This window comes from Vibrio olivae (assembly GCF_042428525.1).
GTDB lineage: Bacteria > Pseudomonadota > Gammaproteobacteria > Enterobacterales > Vibrionaceae > Vibrio > Vibrio olivae.
On record NZ_JBHMEP010000006.1, the window covers coordinates 1 to 15081 of the forward strand.

Annotated in this window: 14 protein-coding genes and 2 pseudogenes; 5 read left to right on the forward strand and 11 right to left on the reverse strand. The window is 43.0% G+C overall.

Features of this window, described 5'->3' with window-relative positions; all coding sequences use genetic code 11:
• Positions 1 to 166 (forward strand): annotated as a pseudogene (locus tag ACFFUV_RS16315) (IS3 family transposase); the annotation flags it as partial.
• A 23-nt stretch (positions 167 to 189) separates the two neighbouring features.
• Here ACFFUV_RS16315 and ACFFUV_RS16320 read toward each other — a convergent pair.
• From ACFFUV_RS16320 to ACFFUV_RS16355, 8 genes and pseudogenes are all read right to left on the reverse strand, one after another.
• Positions 190 to 618, reverse strand: a pseudogene (locus ACFFUV_RS16320) (TniB family NTP-binding protein); the annotation flags it as partial.
• Positions 619 to 632: 14 nt separating this feature from the next.
• The gene (locus ACFFUV_RS16325) at positions 633 to 2459 is read right to left on the reverse strand and encodes a TnsB C-terminal domain-containing protein (protein WP_390194721.1); all 1827 of its coding nucleotides are present in this window, start codon (positions 2457 to 2459) and stop codon (positions 633 to 635) included.
• Entirely contained in the window at positions 2452 to 3144 is a 693-nt protein-coding gene (locus ACFFUV_RS16330) for a TnsA endonuclease N-terminal domain-containing protein (protein WP_390194723.1), read from the reverse strand. The genes ACFFUV_RS16325 and ACFFUV_RS16330 overlap by 8 nt, the downstream gene beginning before the upstream one ends.
• 151 nt (positions 3145 to 3295) lie before the next feature.
• Entirely contained in the window at positions 3296 to 4339 is a 1044-nt protein-coding gene (locus ACFFUV_RS16335; protein WP_390194726.1) for a GMP reductase, read from the reverse strand.
• 371 nt (positions 4340 to 4710) lie between these two features.
• Positions 4711 to 6186 (reverse strand): NAD(P)H-hydrate dehydratase, encoded by a 1476-nt coding sequence (locus ACFFUV_RS16340; RefSeq protein ID WP_390194729.1) that lies wholly within the window; start codon positions 6184 to 6186, stop codon positions 4711 to 4713.
• 83 nt (positions 6187 to 6269) lie between these two features.
• Positions 6270 to 6716, reverse strand: coding sequence for a PAS domain-containing protein (locus ACFFUV_RS16345; protein ID WP_390194733.1), 447 nt, complete (start codon positions 6714 to 6716; stop codon positions 6270 to 6272).
• Positions 6716 to 7720: a response regulator gene (locus ACFFUV_RS16350; protein ID WP_390194736.1), complete on the reverse strand. Its 1005-nt coding sequence runs from the start codon at positions 7718 to 7720 to the stop codon at positions 6716 to 6718. The genes ACFFUV_RS16345 and ACFFUV_RS16350 overlap by 1 nt, the downstream gene beginning before the upstream one ends.
• A gap of 125 nt (positions 7721 to 7845) precedes the next feature.
• A complete protein-coding gene (locus tag ACFFUV_RS16355) occupies positions 7846 to 8307 on the reverse strand; it encodes a TetR/AcrR family transcriptional regulator (protein ID WP_390194738.1) in 462 nt (153 codons plus the stop codon).
• A gap of 507 nt (positions 8308 to 8814) precedes the next feature.
• On the opposite strand from ACFFUV_RS16355, the gene ACFFUV_RS16360 reads away from it, so the two are divergent.
• Both ACFFUV_RS16360 and ACFFUV_RS16365 read left to right on the forward strand, forming a co-directional pair.
• On the forward strand, positions 8815 to 9111 hold the full coding sequence (locus tag ACFFUV_RS16360) for a YfcZ/YiiS family protein (RefSeq protein WP_390195144.1): 297 nt from the start codon (positions 8815 to 8817) through the stop codon (positions 9109 to 9111).
• Positions 9112 to 9234: 123 nt separating this feature from the next.
• Positions 9235 to 9828: a hypothetical protein gene (locus ACFFUV_RS16365; protein WP_390194740.1), complete on the forward strand. Its 594-nt coding sequence runs from the start codon at positions 9235 to 9237 to the stop codon at positions 9826 to 9828.
• 37 nt (positions 9829 to 9865) lie between these two features.
• On the opposite strand, the gene ACFFUV_RS16370 is transcribed toward ACFFUV_RS16365, so the two are convergent.
• Positions 9866 to 10969, reverse strand: coding sequence for a lysophospholipid acyltransferase family protein (locus ACFFUV_RS16370; protein WP_390194742.1), 1104 nt, complete (start codon positions 10967 to 10969; stop codon positions 9866 to 9868).
• Positions 10970 to 11144: 175 nt separating this feature from the next.
• On the opposite strand from ACFFUV_RS16370, the gene ACFFUV_RS16375 reads away from it, so the two are divergent.
• Complete coding sequence (locus ACFFUV_RS16375) at positions 11145 to 11747, forward strand: AraC family transcriptional regulator (RefSeq protein WP_390194745.1); 603 nt, start codon at positions 11145 to 11147, stop codon at positions 11745 to 11747.
• A gap of 46 nt (positions 11748 to 11793) precedes the next feature.
• Here ACFFUV_RS16375 and ACFFUV_RS16380 read toward each other — a convergent pair whose 3' ends face one another.
• Positions 11794 to 13146 (reverse strand): alpha-amylase family protein, encoded by a 1353-nt coding sequence (locus tag ACFFUV_RS16380; RefSeq protein ID WP_390194747.1) that lies wholly within the window; start codon positions 13144 to 13146, stop codon positions 11794 to 11796.
• Positions 13147 to 13360: 214 nt separating this feature from the next.
• Here ACFFUV_RS16380 and ACFFUV_RS16385 point away from each other — a divergent pair, with 214 nt between their 5' ends.
• On the forward strand, positions 13361 to 14011 hold the full coding sequence (locus ACFFUV_RS16385) for a DsbA family oxidoreductase (protein ID WP_390194749.1): 651 nt from the start codon (positions 13361 to 13363) through the stop codon (positions 14009 to 14011).
• A gap of 30 nt (positions 14012 to 14041) precedes the next feature.
• Here the strand turns inward: ACFFUV_RS16385 and ACFFUV_RS16390 are convergent, their stop codons facing one another.
• Complete coding sequence (locus ACFFUV_RS16390; RefSeq protein WP_390194751.1) at positions 14042 to 14965, reverse strand: DUF808 domain-containing protein; 924 nt, start codon at positions 14963 to 14965, stop codon at positions 14042 to 14044.
• Positions 14966 to 15081: the final 116 nt, after the last annotated feature.

Consider the following 15081-nt stretch of genomic DNA (forward strand, 5'->3'; position numbering starts at 1 on the left):
AGTGTCGGGTTATCGGAGTTTTAGCGAAGCGAGAGAACATATAACTCGATACATCACGGGCTACTACAGCCAACTCAGGCCACATCAATATAATGGTAGGCTGACACCTAATGAGTCTGAACGACTGTATTGGGAAAACTCTAAAACCGTGGCCAATTTTAGTTGACCACTACAAAGAATCTTATTTGTTGAATCGTCAACTAAATGCTGAAACTCATCAATAATAATCAATTGAACACCTAACGTTGGTGTAAGTTCAACGATTCTTTTAGTTAACCGAGCTAGGTCTGTGTCGTACAGGGCAAGTGGATCCCCCATTTGCAACAACAACTCCCTTGCAGCATCGACTGGTTTTGCATTATCCGGTAGCTCGATATGAACTACTGGAATAGTATCTCCCTCTGGATCAGAATCTCCCTTATTTTCCTTCAAATATTTTTTAATTATAGTTGTTTTACCTACCCCAGAAGCCCCATAAACCATCATACAGGTAGGTTCTGAATCCTTATCTGAAAAGTCTCGACACCTATCCATATACCTTAGGACCTTAGCTACGCTTGGAGTTATGACAAATGCTTTTTTCGCTATTGCAATTCGAACATCTCTACTATCACCCATATAAAAATACCTTCTTATAAGTAATCTATACCCCAAGCATTTTCGTCATCAACTATCTCTTCTTGAGGATGCCCTTGCTCGGTTTCTTCCAGTGCCTCTTGATTTTGATTCTGAGATTTTGCCCTTTCTGCGTTCTCTTGATATCTAGCGCCACGACGTCTATTTCTAATTTTTTTGGTTTTAAGGATCGACTCTTCTGCAATTTCCTCCATTCGTATTTCTGAATCAATTTCAGCATCTTCGTCATATTCAGCTAAGTTTAAATTTCTTTGATACTTAATATTCGCTTTATGTTGCCACAAAGAAACACCACTCGCGTATTCGTAGTCAATAGCGGGAACTGTAAAGTACTCATTGGCATCTTCATCTAACACCCAAATATGCCCCATACACTCGGGATTATACTTAAATGTAACTACATGATTTCCTTTACTTCCACGATATTCAGCTAAACGATCACTACTATACGTCAAGTCAACATAGACTGTTATTCCAGACTTACTCAGTTTCTTTTTATCTAAAATTGCGAATTTGAAGTCCAGTTCAGCTGTCGTTCCAGTAAACTCTTCTGGTTCCCATTCCTCACACCCTCTTTTCCATGCCACATTTGGGCAGTTTGTACCTCTTTGGTTTGATTTCTTATGGTATATATCCACTAACCAAATAAGATATATTTCTTTGATTTCATCAAGAGTCAATGTCGCTTCATTAATTGAGTCATACCCTTCTCTCTGTAGGTACTGACTAAATGCTTTCCCAGGTAAGTCATCTAGTAATGTAGTATTGACGGTCCCGTAATTGCGTTCGACGTGTGGTTTGTTATCTGGAGTTTCCACTTTATTTTGATGGACGTTTATTAGTAATGTCTCGCACGCAGCATCAAATGCTTTTGATAAAAATTCTTTCCCGTTATCAGTCACTAATAAGTCAGGAATCCCATAGCACAACCATTCGTTTTTGACAGAAGGATATGAAGATAACAACGAGTCTTTCCGCTGTATTGCATTTTTTAAAGCTAATGAAACCGAAATATAACTCGGTGGTTCAAATCCGAGGTAGAAACCAACCACAGCTTTACTGTAGCAATCGACCAATTGTGTAAGGTAAGGTCTCCCAAGAGGAATTCGGTATTTTTCATGTACGACGAACAAGTCCAAAACCGTATGATCTACCTCGACCCTTTCAAGGGTGTAAGACGTAAGAATTTTTTTGCCCATCCTACGAAACTCTCTTTTGGCTACTCGTTCCCCTTTTTTTGCAACCAAAACTTCAAACGGTGTCTTTTTTTTGACTCTTTTCCTTAGAGACTCATACTTCGGATACTTATGTTTAGTTCCGTGTTTGAGATTATACTGTCGAATTTTCCTACGAACACGGCGATGAGCCGAACTAATATTGATTTTTCGACCAGAGATAACCCCCTCAACGGCTTGTTCCATCACCGCATCAACAACTTTGGGAACTTTGGACTTTCTATTACCTCTGCCTTTTAAGTCGGGAGCTAGGCATATAGGATTGTAATCTGACTGGCTAAACTTTAACCACCATCGATAAATTGTAATAGCACTGGGGATTTTTTTATCGTTAAGTTTTGGTAAATCGACTCGATGCGGTTCAATGGTTTTGGGAGTAATATTGTCACACACTTTCCCTAAATACCTAAGAACCTTTAACCGATAAGAAATTTCATTCACAACCTTATCTGGAAATGCTGTCAAATCAGTATATGTGGCATCTTCGGCTAAAACTTCACTTGGAGACCTATCGATATCCTCTTTTTGATGAGCAGCAACATCTAGTTTTGCCTTCCTATTAAAATCACTAAATGATTTCTTAGGCATAAGAAACTAATTCAAATTCAGATTGAAGAGATATAGGAAAGTCCAAATCTGTTTCCAGCAAATTTCGTGATAACAAATTACACAGTACTGGCACAATTCCTTTCCTTGCTATTCCAACCTTTTGAATCAAATATTGTACCGGCTGTGAGCCATTGCTCCTGAAAATATTTAGTACCAGGTTTTGTGTATCAGTTAAGCGATCTCTAGAAGCATACCTATGCATCAACTTGAGATTTTTTAACAACGCTTTGTTGCCTCTTATCTGCTTCTCTTCGAGCAATTCCAATTCCAAAGCCAATTTCTCAGCAGCTTGTTGCTTTGCGTTCCACTCATCGAGAAAATCGGGTAAAGATGCTACATCATCGGGCTTTATTTCGTACAGAACATATTCACCCGTATCAAACTGTACAAGGAAATCAGGCACATACGTATGCCATTTACCCTTATAATAATATGAATATCTAATTGGCTGAGAACAAAAACGAATAATATCTTTTTCAAAATCGAAGTGGTAGCAAGCATCACATTCTAAAGCTGACTCAACAGTAACCCTTTTACCCATCTTGGCACTAGCATAGCGATGTATGTTTTTGCCTCGAGATTTAGTCAAATTCCGAGCAGGATTATTAAAAGCATTATTTAATGATATTGCCGTACTTTCAGGATGGTCATATTGAAAGGACATAAGAATTGCCTCTTCATGAAGTTGTCGTAAACTTACATAAGTTTAGACAGTAAAGAGGCAATATCAAATTATGGTTGTGATAATTATCAAGATATGGTTGTAATTATCACTTTATGGTTGTTTCAACAGGTTTTTTCGATAATTAACCCGTTTACTCTTTACCGTAAACGTTGTTTTCCTGCTCCCTCACGCGGATGAATGTGGTGCGCTTTGTTAGCTCACGAAGAGCCGCTGCGCCTACATATGTACAGGTTGAACGCACGCCGCCAAGGATGTCTTGAATGGTATTTTCCACAGGACCGCGGTATGGCAATAGCACGGTTTTTCCTTCAGCCGCGCGATATTTCGCAACGCCACCAGAGTGTTTGTCCATCGCAGACTGAGAAGACATGCCGTAGAATTTCATAAAGCTTTGGCCGTCTTTTTCGATAAGTTCACCACCCGCTTCTTCATGCCCAGCAAGCATACCACCGAGCATCACAAAATCGGCACCACCACCAAAAGCTTTGGACACATCCCCTGCACAAGTACAACCACCATCACCAATAATACGGCCGCCTAAGCCGTGTGCCGCATCAGCACACTCAATAATGGCGGACAGCTGCGGATAGCCAACCCCGGTTTTGACACGAGTCGTACATACTGAGCCCGGCCCAATTCCGACTTTAACAATATCCGCACCAGCAAGGATCAATTCTTCAACCATATCGCCAGTGACAACATTCCCCGCGGTGATGACTTTATCCGGAAAGTGGGCACGAACTTTCTCAACATACTCGACCAAATGTTCAGAGTACCCATTTGCGATGTCGATACAGATAAACATCAGTTCATCGGTAAGCGCCATAATCTGCTGCGTTTTTTCAAAATCAGCATCTGAGGTACCTGTTGAAACCATAGCATTATTCAACGTTGCTGTGTCTGCAGTCGCGACAAACTCACCCCATTGCTCAACCGTGTAATGCTTATGAATCGCCGTCATCACTTGATGTTTCGCCAGCGCTTTGGCCATTTCAAAGCTACCGACTGAATCCATATTCGCCGCAATGACTGGAACACCCGACCATTGACGACCACTATGCTTGAAGGTAAACTCGCGGGTTAAATTTACTTGAGAGCGGCTTTTTAAGTTAGAACGTTTCGGGCGAAACAGGACATCTTTAAAACCTAACTTAAGTTCTTGTTCGATACGCATTGTGCATTTTTCCTTGAATAGCTAAATGTTCGTGCCTCGGCAATTGCGCAGTAACGATGTTGGCAGACGTCATTACTGATTATCGGACACAAAAAAACCGGAGCGTTGGCAGACGCTCCGGTTTTCAGCATTATAGGCTGTGAATTTTTGCTGACAAGACTGATATTTGAAATTTTTTTGTGATACGCTTCTAGAGTATATACACCGTGTTTCTATCTGTTTTCAATATTCAATTTTCTAGATAAATAACAATAAGTTATATCCATTACCACCTCTATTATTTACCTCTCAGCGCACACCATGTTCACCCGCTAACCCAGCCAGCATCACAAAATGCATATAAATCATGCGTTTTTCAAGACGTTAATAGCTCACAAACTGTTCATAATTTTACGAAGGTGAACAAAAATATCGCTCGCCAGCATGCCATTTTCTCCGTTCGCTTTCGCTTCGGCGTCCGCCGCTAAACTGTGGATCAGCACACCAATGCATGCAGCCTCACTTAGCGTGAACTTATTGGCCAGTAATGCGGTGATAATGCCGGTTAACACATCCCCCATTCCACCGGTTGCCATTCCTGGATTCCCATGCAAACAAACGTACGTTTGCTGTCCATCACAGACCAAGGTTCCGGCACCTTTTAGTACGCAGACACCGCCATAACGTTTTTGAAGGGATACCACCGCTTTGTAGCGATCCGCTTCAATGGTTTGCACGGTGGTGTTAAGTAACCGTGCCGCCTCTCCTGGATGGGGCGTGATAATACGATTATCATCATGGTTGGGATACAGAGAAAGTAAGGTCAACGCATCCGCATCCACGACTTTGGGCAACGAGGTCGACATTACTTTATTGAGCCGCGCCTTCGCGCCTTCATCGGCCCCCAGTCCAGGACCAATACCCACCGCGCTTGCCCACTCCAAACGCTTATCAACCAATTCTGTGTCTTCCCAATCCCCAGCCATCACTTCGGGGCAAGCAATCAACGAAGCATGGGCATTATCCTTATGAGTCAGTGACGCCGTGAGGCCTGCCCCACTGCGTATACATGCTTGAGACGCAAGTAGCAAAGCACCGCCTGTGCCTGATTGACCGCCAATCAAAACGGCTTTGCCAAAATCACCTTTATGTGCACTTTTATTACGAGGCTGATTAATATCAATAAGAAGCGATTTTGATAACGAAGAGATGTTGCTTTGGCAACTTTGAATAAAGGCTTGTTCCACCCCAAGGTTCGCGTAGTGCACTTTACCCACGTAATCTCGCGCTTTGCCAGTTACCAATCCCTGCTTTAAACCAATAAAACTCACGGTATGATTCGCATGTACCGCGCATCCTAACACTGCCCCAGTGTCAGCACATAAACCAGATGGAATATCCACCGCGACAACAGGGACGGAACTACGGTTAATCGCCAAAATTAAAGCAAGGCGTTCTGAACGAACCGGCCCTTTAAGGCCTGTCCCCAAAAGTGCGTCGACAACGACATCAACGTCAGGAAGCGACTCCTGGACTGGCTCAATGACCCCACCGTTTTCGATATAATGTTGATACGCTTTTTGGGCGTCACCTCTAATGGCTTGCTGATCACCAACATGCCACACTGAAACTTGCCAACCCGCCTGTAATGCGTGTGACGCAACAACATAACCATCACCACCATTGTTGCCACCACCACAACAAACAAGCATCCGTTTAGCTTGAGGGTAAAGCTCGCCCACCTTATCAAAAACCGCGCGTCCAGCACGTTGCATTAACGTATATAACTCAATTCCGTTGGCTTGAGCGGCCAGTCTTTCACCGACTTTAACTTGCTCAGCAGAATAATATTGCTCAGGTAATGACATCGATTACTCCTTAGAAACGATTGTCTGTTAAGACGTAATCCTAAAACATGATAATAGTATGCCGCGTGACGAAAAACGTTATGTTAGCCGGATGTTTTTTCTCGGGAAATAAGTGCCTCAGCTGTCGCGTCTTGAATGGAAAGAAATAGCGAACGAACTTCTCCGGTCGGCGTACGCATTGGATTTAACGTGACATTTTGATACATGAAATCTGCTTGCTGAGTCACCGGACGAACATTTCGGCATTTAAAAAGATAAGGGCGTTGCTGCCAAGTAATAAAACTGCGGCAACCGAGGTCATACACAGGTTTGGTCTTTAGTTTAAACCACTCTTGAGGGATTTCGTTGAACACGTCGAACAACGATTTACCCAATACATCATGCGCTTGTAACCCGCTATGGTGGGTCATAAAACCATTCCAAACTTGAATGTTATAGTGTTTATCAATAACGATAAGCCCAAGGTCGACGTTTTGTACCATGTCAACCATCCAATGAAACTGTTCGAATTCGGCAGGGAGACTAGCCATTAAAAGTCCTCCATTAAGTAAGCCAACTTATTATCGAGTAGGGGGAGAGATTCATCGACAAACATAAATAACAAATCACAGCGAATCGATGTATTTTCGATGGTATAACTGACTTCAAACGTCATTGTTTTATGAAAGGAACCTGCGGTATTTTCGACCACTGAATCGATCGAGATATGTTGTCCAAGCAAAACTGGAGAGCTTTGAAAAAAGCGAACTTCGGCTTGCTCCCCTAACCCATTAAGAAACGCACCGACCAATATATTGGAGACGTCCATTAACAGCTCAAGCTCCTCGAGCTCTTCGCTGTCCGCTGGAACCTGCATAAGTTGCTTCAAATCACTAACGCTGGAATCACTGAGTAAAACCAGAGCTTCACCGGCAATGCCCTCACCACTGAACCCCTGACACACACCCGAGACTTGGTCATTGTCTGCCAAATCGCGAAGCGCCATATGCAACTCACTGACTTCAAAAATATTAACGTTCGGTAGGGGTAAGTTTACAAATACATCAAAATGACGCGCAAGCGCATCGGCAGCGCGACCAATGGAAACGTTAGCGACTTCCATGTAGATATCTCGCCGCTTTAGAATAGGCAATTCAATACTGCGCGGGGTCACGATCGTCGCTTGGCTTTGCGGCTCAACCAACTCTCTGAGCACATCTTTTAAGCGATCTTGCGCAATCGGCTTCTGGATAAAATCTCGAGCCCCAAGGCCCAGCACCCGCTCTTTGGCCTTAGGCTGAATATCCCCCGAAACCACAACAACAGGAACAGCGATCTGCCGTTGGTTCATCGCTTCTAATGTTTCAAACCCATCAAGCTCTGGCATAGTTAAATCAAGAAACATCAATTTAAAGTCTTGGGTTTGAAGCTGTTCTAATGCATCTTTTCCATGAACGGCAAAATGAATATCTGCGTTAAGCGAGGGAGGCAAGGCGCGCGCCATTTGCTTTCGAGCGAGTGCGGAATCATCGCAGATAAGAACAGGAAATGTCATGCAATCCTACCTTCGGTCAGAATATGAATAAACTAAGTGTAACATATAGATAGGTAACTGCATGACGTATGGAATAATGGGCATAAAAAAACCTTCCGAAGAAGGTTTTTAAGGATGGTAACCGGTTACTTTGCCATGTAAATAAGTGACTTTCCGACTAACCACTCGAGCTGCTTTTTGCTTTCATCACCGAATTGATTTTCCGTCGTTTTATACAAACGTTCAATTCCGTTCGCGGCAAAATCGTGTGCAGGTTGAGCCGTAACGATATGGTGAAACAGTAAACGCAAAATGGCTAAGAACTCTTGATTGTTTAAAGCTTTCATCCAGCTGTCAGTAAAATCTTCGATTTTGTTTTCAAAATCAAGGTATTGTACGAACATTCTAAAGATGCGCCCATCAAGAGCCGAGGTAAAATCGGTCTTCTTAGGAAAGTGGTGACTGATACCGGTTCGTGAAACGCCCGTTTGCTGACTCAGGGTGGTGTACGACATTTTGTCATAACCAAGACGAATCAACTGATCGACAACAGCGTCCATTATCTTTTGGATGGTTATTTCTGTATCTTCTTTACTACGCTTTGGCATGTCTAAGCTCTTCTCTCTGTAAATCCGTAAACTCTAATATTGAGTAAATAATGTTTTTAACTTTGATTATTTTTGTCCATGTTGTAAGAGCGACTTATTTATGGCTAAATACATGTATCTGATATATATGTATTAGACCAAAAGACGTTCAATACGGCGGCATAAGCTAACATTTTTATACGAACTCATATGCCTCACGAATGAAACATGTGGGTTCTTTGTTTATATTTTAATAATTCGACCGATAATCTTATAAAATTTATTTTCTATCAACCCTCAACCCGCAAATTGTATTCAACTTGTGAATGACAATTCCTCATATCTTTGAACTAGATCACGTATATTAGAACTAAAACTCAAAATTTTTTAGTTACATAAAATTAACAATTGTTGTTTAGAACATGCTAAAAAATGGGATGTTTTTCACGCGATCTTGCATTTTTTCATGGATAAAAGTGAGTGGAACCGCTACCATAACCACACTAATTTTAAGAGGATTAAGCCATGATTTCTGACCAAGTAGAGAATGACGTATGCGAAGCTTGCGGTTGTGCGGGCGAAATGGGCTTCATCATTAAAGAAGGGGATGATGTTGCTGAAGTATCTATCTTTGGCCCAACTCAGGAACTTCGTAATACTGAACTTGAAAAATATATTGCATTAGCGAAGCAAGTTTGTGCAAACGTAGAATATGAAACAACACAACCAAGTGATGATTCTGAGCAATTAAATGCACGTTTTAAATTTGAAGTTAGTGCAGAAAAATTAATTTTTGAGCTAAAAACTCGTTCTATTTCTCGTTAATTTTTAAAAGCGGGCTCAATGTCCGCTTTTTTATTTTATTCTACTTTTCATTTTATTGACCTTTGCGGTTATTTCACTGGATACTAAAATAATCATTAATTACTCAAACTGATTGTTTTTGTTATGCGTTTAGGCTGGTTTCTTTCAATCTTAGTTCTTTTCCCTGCTCATAGTGAAGAGTTGGATGTGTACCATATGCTCAACCATCTCGATAACTACGGGAATCTGGATCTGCGCAACAAACCCTATACAAGCCTGCCCCCCGGTACGGTTATCAATGGCAATCTTAATATTTCAAAAACGCAATTCACTCGCTTACCCAAAGGCTTAGATATTCAAGGCAGTTTGAATGCAGCGAACAGCAGTTTAAAGACGGTTCCGCGAGGAGTAAATATTCGTGGATTCGCCAATTTCCTCGGCGCCCAAATTGAAAAGTGGCCTGCGGGCGTTAAAGTTGGGGGGTATATTAACTTTACCGATACGCCGTTAAAGCAGCTCCCTCCCCGCTTTCGTGTTAAGGGCGATCTCAGTTTAATGCGCACTCAGGTTGAAGAGTTACCTGAGGGCATTGTTGTTGAGGGGAACTTGTATATTGGTGGTTCCAAGATTCATACTTTTCCTGAAACCATGACGGTCAGCGGCAATATCTTTTTGGGCGGAAATCGTATCAATCAGTGGCCTAAAAACTTAACCTTAGGCGGTGCGGTTGCGCCTTAGTAAGATGAAAAATGCCCGCATCATGCGGGCATTTTCTTTATTCGGGCTTATTACGTACCGGGTTGGCGTAGCTCGCCACCAAGTACGGATGCGCGGCTTCTGGCAGTGCATCCAATTTACTTTTGAGCTTGGCTTTGACTGATTCATCAACACTGTCATCTCCCGCTGCTAAACGGTTAATCGGAAACAGCTTATAATGCTGATGAATTTGACGATCAATCTCTTGCGCGAGCTCATCCGCGTTCTCAAAATCTTGGTCAATCACATCACCAAACGCGACATGCACATGACCCTTCTCACCAATAATGCCCTGAATAATACTTTCAATATCTTCAAATTCACTTTTTTGGTAAATACCATGCGTTGCTTTTTCAAACAGTTCACGCGCTTTAGCAATGTCACATGGGTCATTCTCATAAGAAATCGCTACAGGCACAATTTTGAGCGTCTTGATGTAGTCTGCAAAGCTGAGCTTTTGCTTACGGCCTTCGACATGAAACATTTTCAGGATTGCAGGGTCGGTATAGTCATTGCCATCTTTAGCACGCCCCTCTCGCTGAGCTATCCACACCGAGTGCCCAGTATCAAGCGAATGTTTGATATAAGAAGATAAGGTACCCAGCGCTTTCATCATTTCGCGGGGTGCTTTGATCGCACGTTTCACAATAAAACTCTTATTGAGACGCATCAATTCGGTCGCGCATGGCTTTTTAAGCAGGTTATCGCCAATGGCAATACGCACGGTCTTGTGCTCACTCATGTGTAAACCATAGTTCACCAACGCAGGGTCCATAGCAATATCGCGATGATTGGATACAAAGAGGTACGAAGTTTGTTTATCAAGGTTATCCAACCCTGAATAGGTCACGCCTTTTGTGGTCGTTGCCAGTGTTTTATCTAAATATTTTTTGACTTCAAGCTGAATGGTTTCAACACTGTCGAGTTTGCTCCATTTAAACTTAAGATACATTTTCACCAGCGGAGACATCAAAGCTTTAAACCAAGGGGCGTGGTTTTCAAAACGATGCTCTAAGATGGCATCAATAAACTCTTCATCATTGATAAGACGATCGATGGCTGCGGGAATTTCATCGTCATTGTAAGGGCGGATATCAGAATATGGATCGTTGTTGGTTGTCATATATGGTTACATCAAATAAAAAACGGGGTTATTTTACGCATACTGTCGTGACTTCGCAGTATTATCAGCAAATCTTTCACCAAGGTCAGACCAGAATAACGAGGATCAGTTTCATCGCCTTGGTTTTTTATCTCTTTGGCGTTAATCTTAGCGCCTCATTAAGTTAGAGGTTTTCATGCATTACGCCATACAACACACCACCCAACACCATGCTTACCTGAGTAGCACACCCAGAAAACGTACGTTCAAGTATCAACTTATCGTCGTCACCCAAGGAATGGTGTTATGTCGGCTTGGAAAAACGGAATATGTTATCGAAGCCAATCAAGCGTTTTGGTTGCCTTTCGATTGCCTGACTAGCTTAACCTTCTTTCCGCAGACTCGCATAGAAAGTATCGAAATATCGAGACGTTCGCACGCTTTTATGCCGTCAAACGCAGGTTACGTGACGTTGAGCCCATTAGCCACCGCGCTGGTCGACGCGTTAGCAAAGCAAACCAACGATGCAAAACGTCAGAAACTATTAGCTGTTGTGCTCGATGAAGTGGAGACATGGCAGCCCGAATTAACCACGAGTAAATTGACTCAGGCGGTGAGTCAATGGCAAAAAGACACCAGAGGTCTTAGTGCAGAATTGTTGCTGGGGCTGAAGTTGCGTGAAAGTCAAAAGCGGCAACTTTCCGGAATAAGTCAACAGCAAGTAATTAAAGATTTGTTTGATGATAACGCCCAGAGCTATCAGCAAATTTGTCAGCTGATGCTGGCACCAAAACACTAACCTTGGTGAGGAGGGATGCCCCTCCTCTGATGGCCAAGGGTGAATCTTAAGACAGTTCAATCATGCAGCTCGACATCGGTTCAAGCACCAAGGACAATTTACCGTTTTGATTTGACACCATGCGTTGCGACAAACTCTCCCAACCTTGCTGCTCACTCGCAACCTCAACATGCTGCTGCCTCGTAGATTTATTGATCGCTACAATGCCTTTATTGCCTCGAGCAAACACCAGAAGATCATCACAGGCTTCGAGCACGGTCATCGCTTCACCATGAACCTTGTTGTGGAAATCAATGCGCGCTTTCATCGCTTTATCACACCAAGCCGCTTGCCAGCGCGGGGATTTACGTTTATCAAGCATGCCACTCGGGTTTAAATCGGTATAAATTAAAGGCACCCCGCCATCACGGCCTAAAATGTAGCTATACGCTAATCCTTCCAATTGTTCGTCCATAACAAGGTTGGCAAACACATCGTTATTAGGAATATCGTGAGTAATAGCAAAAGTGATGGCTCTCGCCTCGGATAACGCCAAACCAAAGCAGTAAGGATCGATAAGAGCGGTTAAACTCCCCTTAGGTTGCAAGGCATCAAACAGTGTTTGAAACAGAGGAAAATCATAAGCGCAAAGGTGCGTTTGACATAGGAATGGCTCAAGGAACAGCTCATATTCAGCGCGTGTTGCTCCACCATCAGTAATAATTTCACCAAAAATATGGACATCAGACACAATATCTTCAGTCCATACTTTTTTGAGGTGTTCCAATTTCATGTGTTTCGCCGCATCAATTCGAAACCCCTTCACACCCAGCTGTTTGAGTGCCGTTAAATATTGACGCTGTTGTTTCACCACATGCTCGGTATCATTCAGAGTGGGCAAACCGGGATCGTTGTCACCCCCGGTAATACGGCCATTTTGCACTTGCCACGTATCTTCCCAATCTTTGATGCCAAATGCCTCGACAAAATCGTCGGGGCCAAATAATGGCTGAGATAAGTCGCCATATAATGTTTGCTCATCGAAATACGCTTTGTTGTTCACGTATTCCTGCATATCTGCTGCGCTCGGGTATTGAAGGTCACTACGTAACGAAGACTCATTGGCCATGTGATTAAACACCACATCAACGTACACCAAAATATCGAATTCACGGAGCGCATTAATCATGGCGACAAAGTCATGCTTGTTCCCCAATTGGTTATCAATCACGCGATAATCTTGTGGTTGATAGCGCTGCCACCACTGCGTGCCTTTGGGTAATTTCAACGATTTCATTGCTGGTGAAACCAACACGGATTTATAGCCCATATCGGCAATTTGCTTCGCTCTTGTCGCCACCAAATGGTAAGGCCAATCAAACGCATGCAAAATCACATTAGCGTGTGTTACTGATGTCATTTTTTTATCCTTCACACTCTCACTGTCTACAGTGAGAAACCCGTGACCAATTCAACCGTGGATTATTATAGATAGCAAAAGCAATAAACATTCCCCCTTTGATAACAATTTTCGGGTGTAGATAAAAGGCGTAGAAACAGGCACACTCATCGTTAGGTTTATGAATTGAATCAGTAATGACTACAATTTTATAGTAAATAGCAAGGAGCAAACGATGATCAAAATTCGAATCGATATTGTCTCAGATGTAGTTTGTCCGTGGTGCATTATTGGCGTAAAACGCTTGGAGAAAGCCCTGCTTGAGCTAAAGCAAGAAGCGATCGAGGCTGAGCTTTATTGGCATCCGTTTGAACTTAATCCTGCAATGAAGCCTGAAGGGCAGAACCTCAGAGAGCATATCGCTGAAAAGTATGGTTCGAGCCCTGAAGCCAGTCAGTCAGCGCGTGAAACACTCACTCAGCTTGGTCACGAGGTGGGATTTACCTTCCAATTTAGCGATAACATGCGTATCTATAATACGCGAAAAGCTCATCAGTTATTAATGTGGGCGCAGCAAGAACAGCGTCAATATCAACTTGAAATGGTTTTGTTTGAAGCTTATTTCACACAAGGTCAAGATGTCAGCGATCCGCAAGTGCTCCTTAATGCGGCTCAAACTGCGGGCATTGATCGCGACACCGCTCAGAGAGTGCTGGATGATGACAGTTGGGCCAATGCGGTAGCGTCAACAGAACAGCAATGGCTCGAAGCAGGAATTAATGCTGTCCCTGCCTTTATCATCAACAAAAAGCATCTGATCTCAGGAGCCCAGCAACCTGACAGTCTTGTTGCTGCGCTGAAAGAAGTTGCCAATCAACAAGGGTAAAAGCCGCCTGATTGTTGGCGGCGTTATCGATTATTTGGCTTTTTCACCTCTAAACTGGCTAAATACCGAAATGACAGCGACCAAAATTAGGCCCGCGACAAACCCGATTAAGCCATTAAGAACAACAGGCACGGTTGCCGTGGCTAGGGAAACTTTTGGTAAATCCATAATGATGGGCTCAATCCAATGATGAATCATTGGAATGTTATGAACGATGATCCCGCCCCCGACTAAAAACATCGCCAAGGTACCAACGATGGTCAGTAGCCTCATGAATTTCGGAGCAAACGTCACCAATCCTTTACCGATCACTGAAAGTACGCCTTTGCCTTCAGAGCGGCGCTCAAGATAAAAACCTAAGTCATCAAGTTTAACTATCGCCGCGACAATGCCATATACACCCGCGGTCATCACCAACGCAATCAAACTGACGACGATAATCTGGGTCAATGTTGAGCTTTCCTGTACGGTTCCTAAAGCAATAACAATGATCTCTGCCGAGAGAATAAAGTCGGTACGTACCGCTCCTTTGATCTTTTTCTTTTCAAACTCTTCGACAGACATTTTTCCAAGTACTTTCGCATGGGGTGCCTGTTCGGAATCCGGCTTCTTATCATGATGGAAAAGCTTTTCGAGCACTTTCTCCGCGCCTTCAAAACATAAAAAGCAGCCACCGAGAACCAGCATCGGCATAATTAACCAGGGAATGAACGCACTAATGAGCAGCGCTGCTGGCACCAAAATAAACTTGTTGCGAAACGAGCCTTTTGCGACGCCCCACACCACCGGAATTTCTCGTTCTGCGGCTACACCTGTCACCTGCTGAGCGTTAAGAGCGAGGTCATCACCTAGCACACCAGCGGTTTTCTTGGCCGCCACTTTCGACATTAGAGCAACATCATCTAATACTGTGGCAATATCATCGAGTAACGTTAGTAAACTGGCTCCAGCCATGTCACTGTTTCACCTATTCAAGAAGAACTAAAAACGCAATGTAGCACCTCCACTTGAGAACACCAATCACGACGGTGTTAACTATGAGTAAAAATCTCAATTAAGGGTTACCTTGC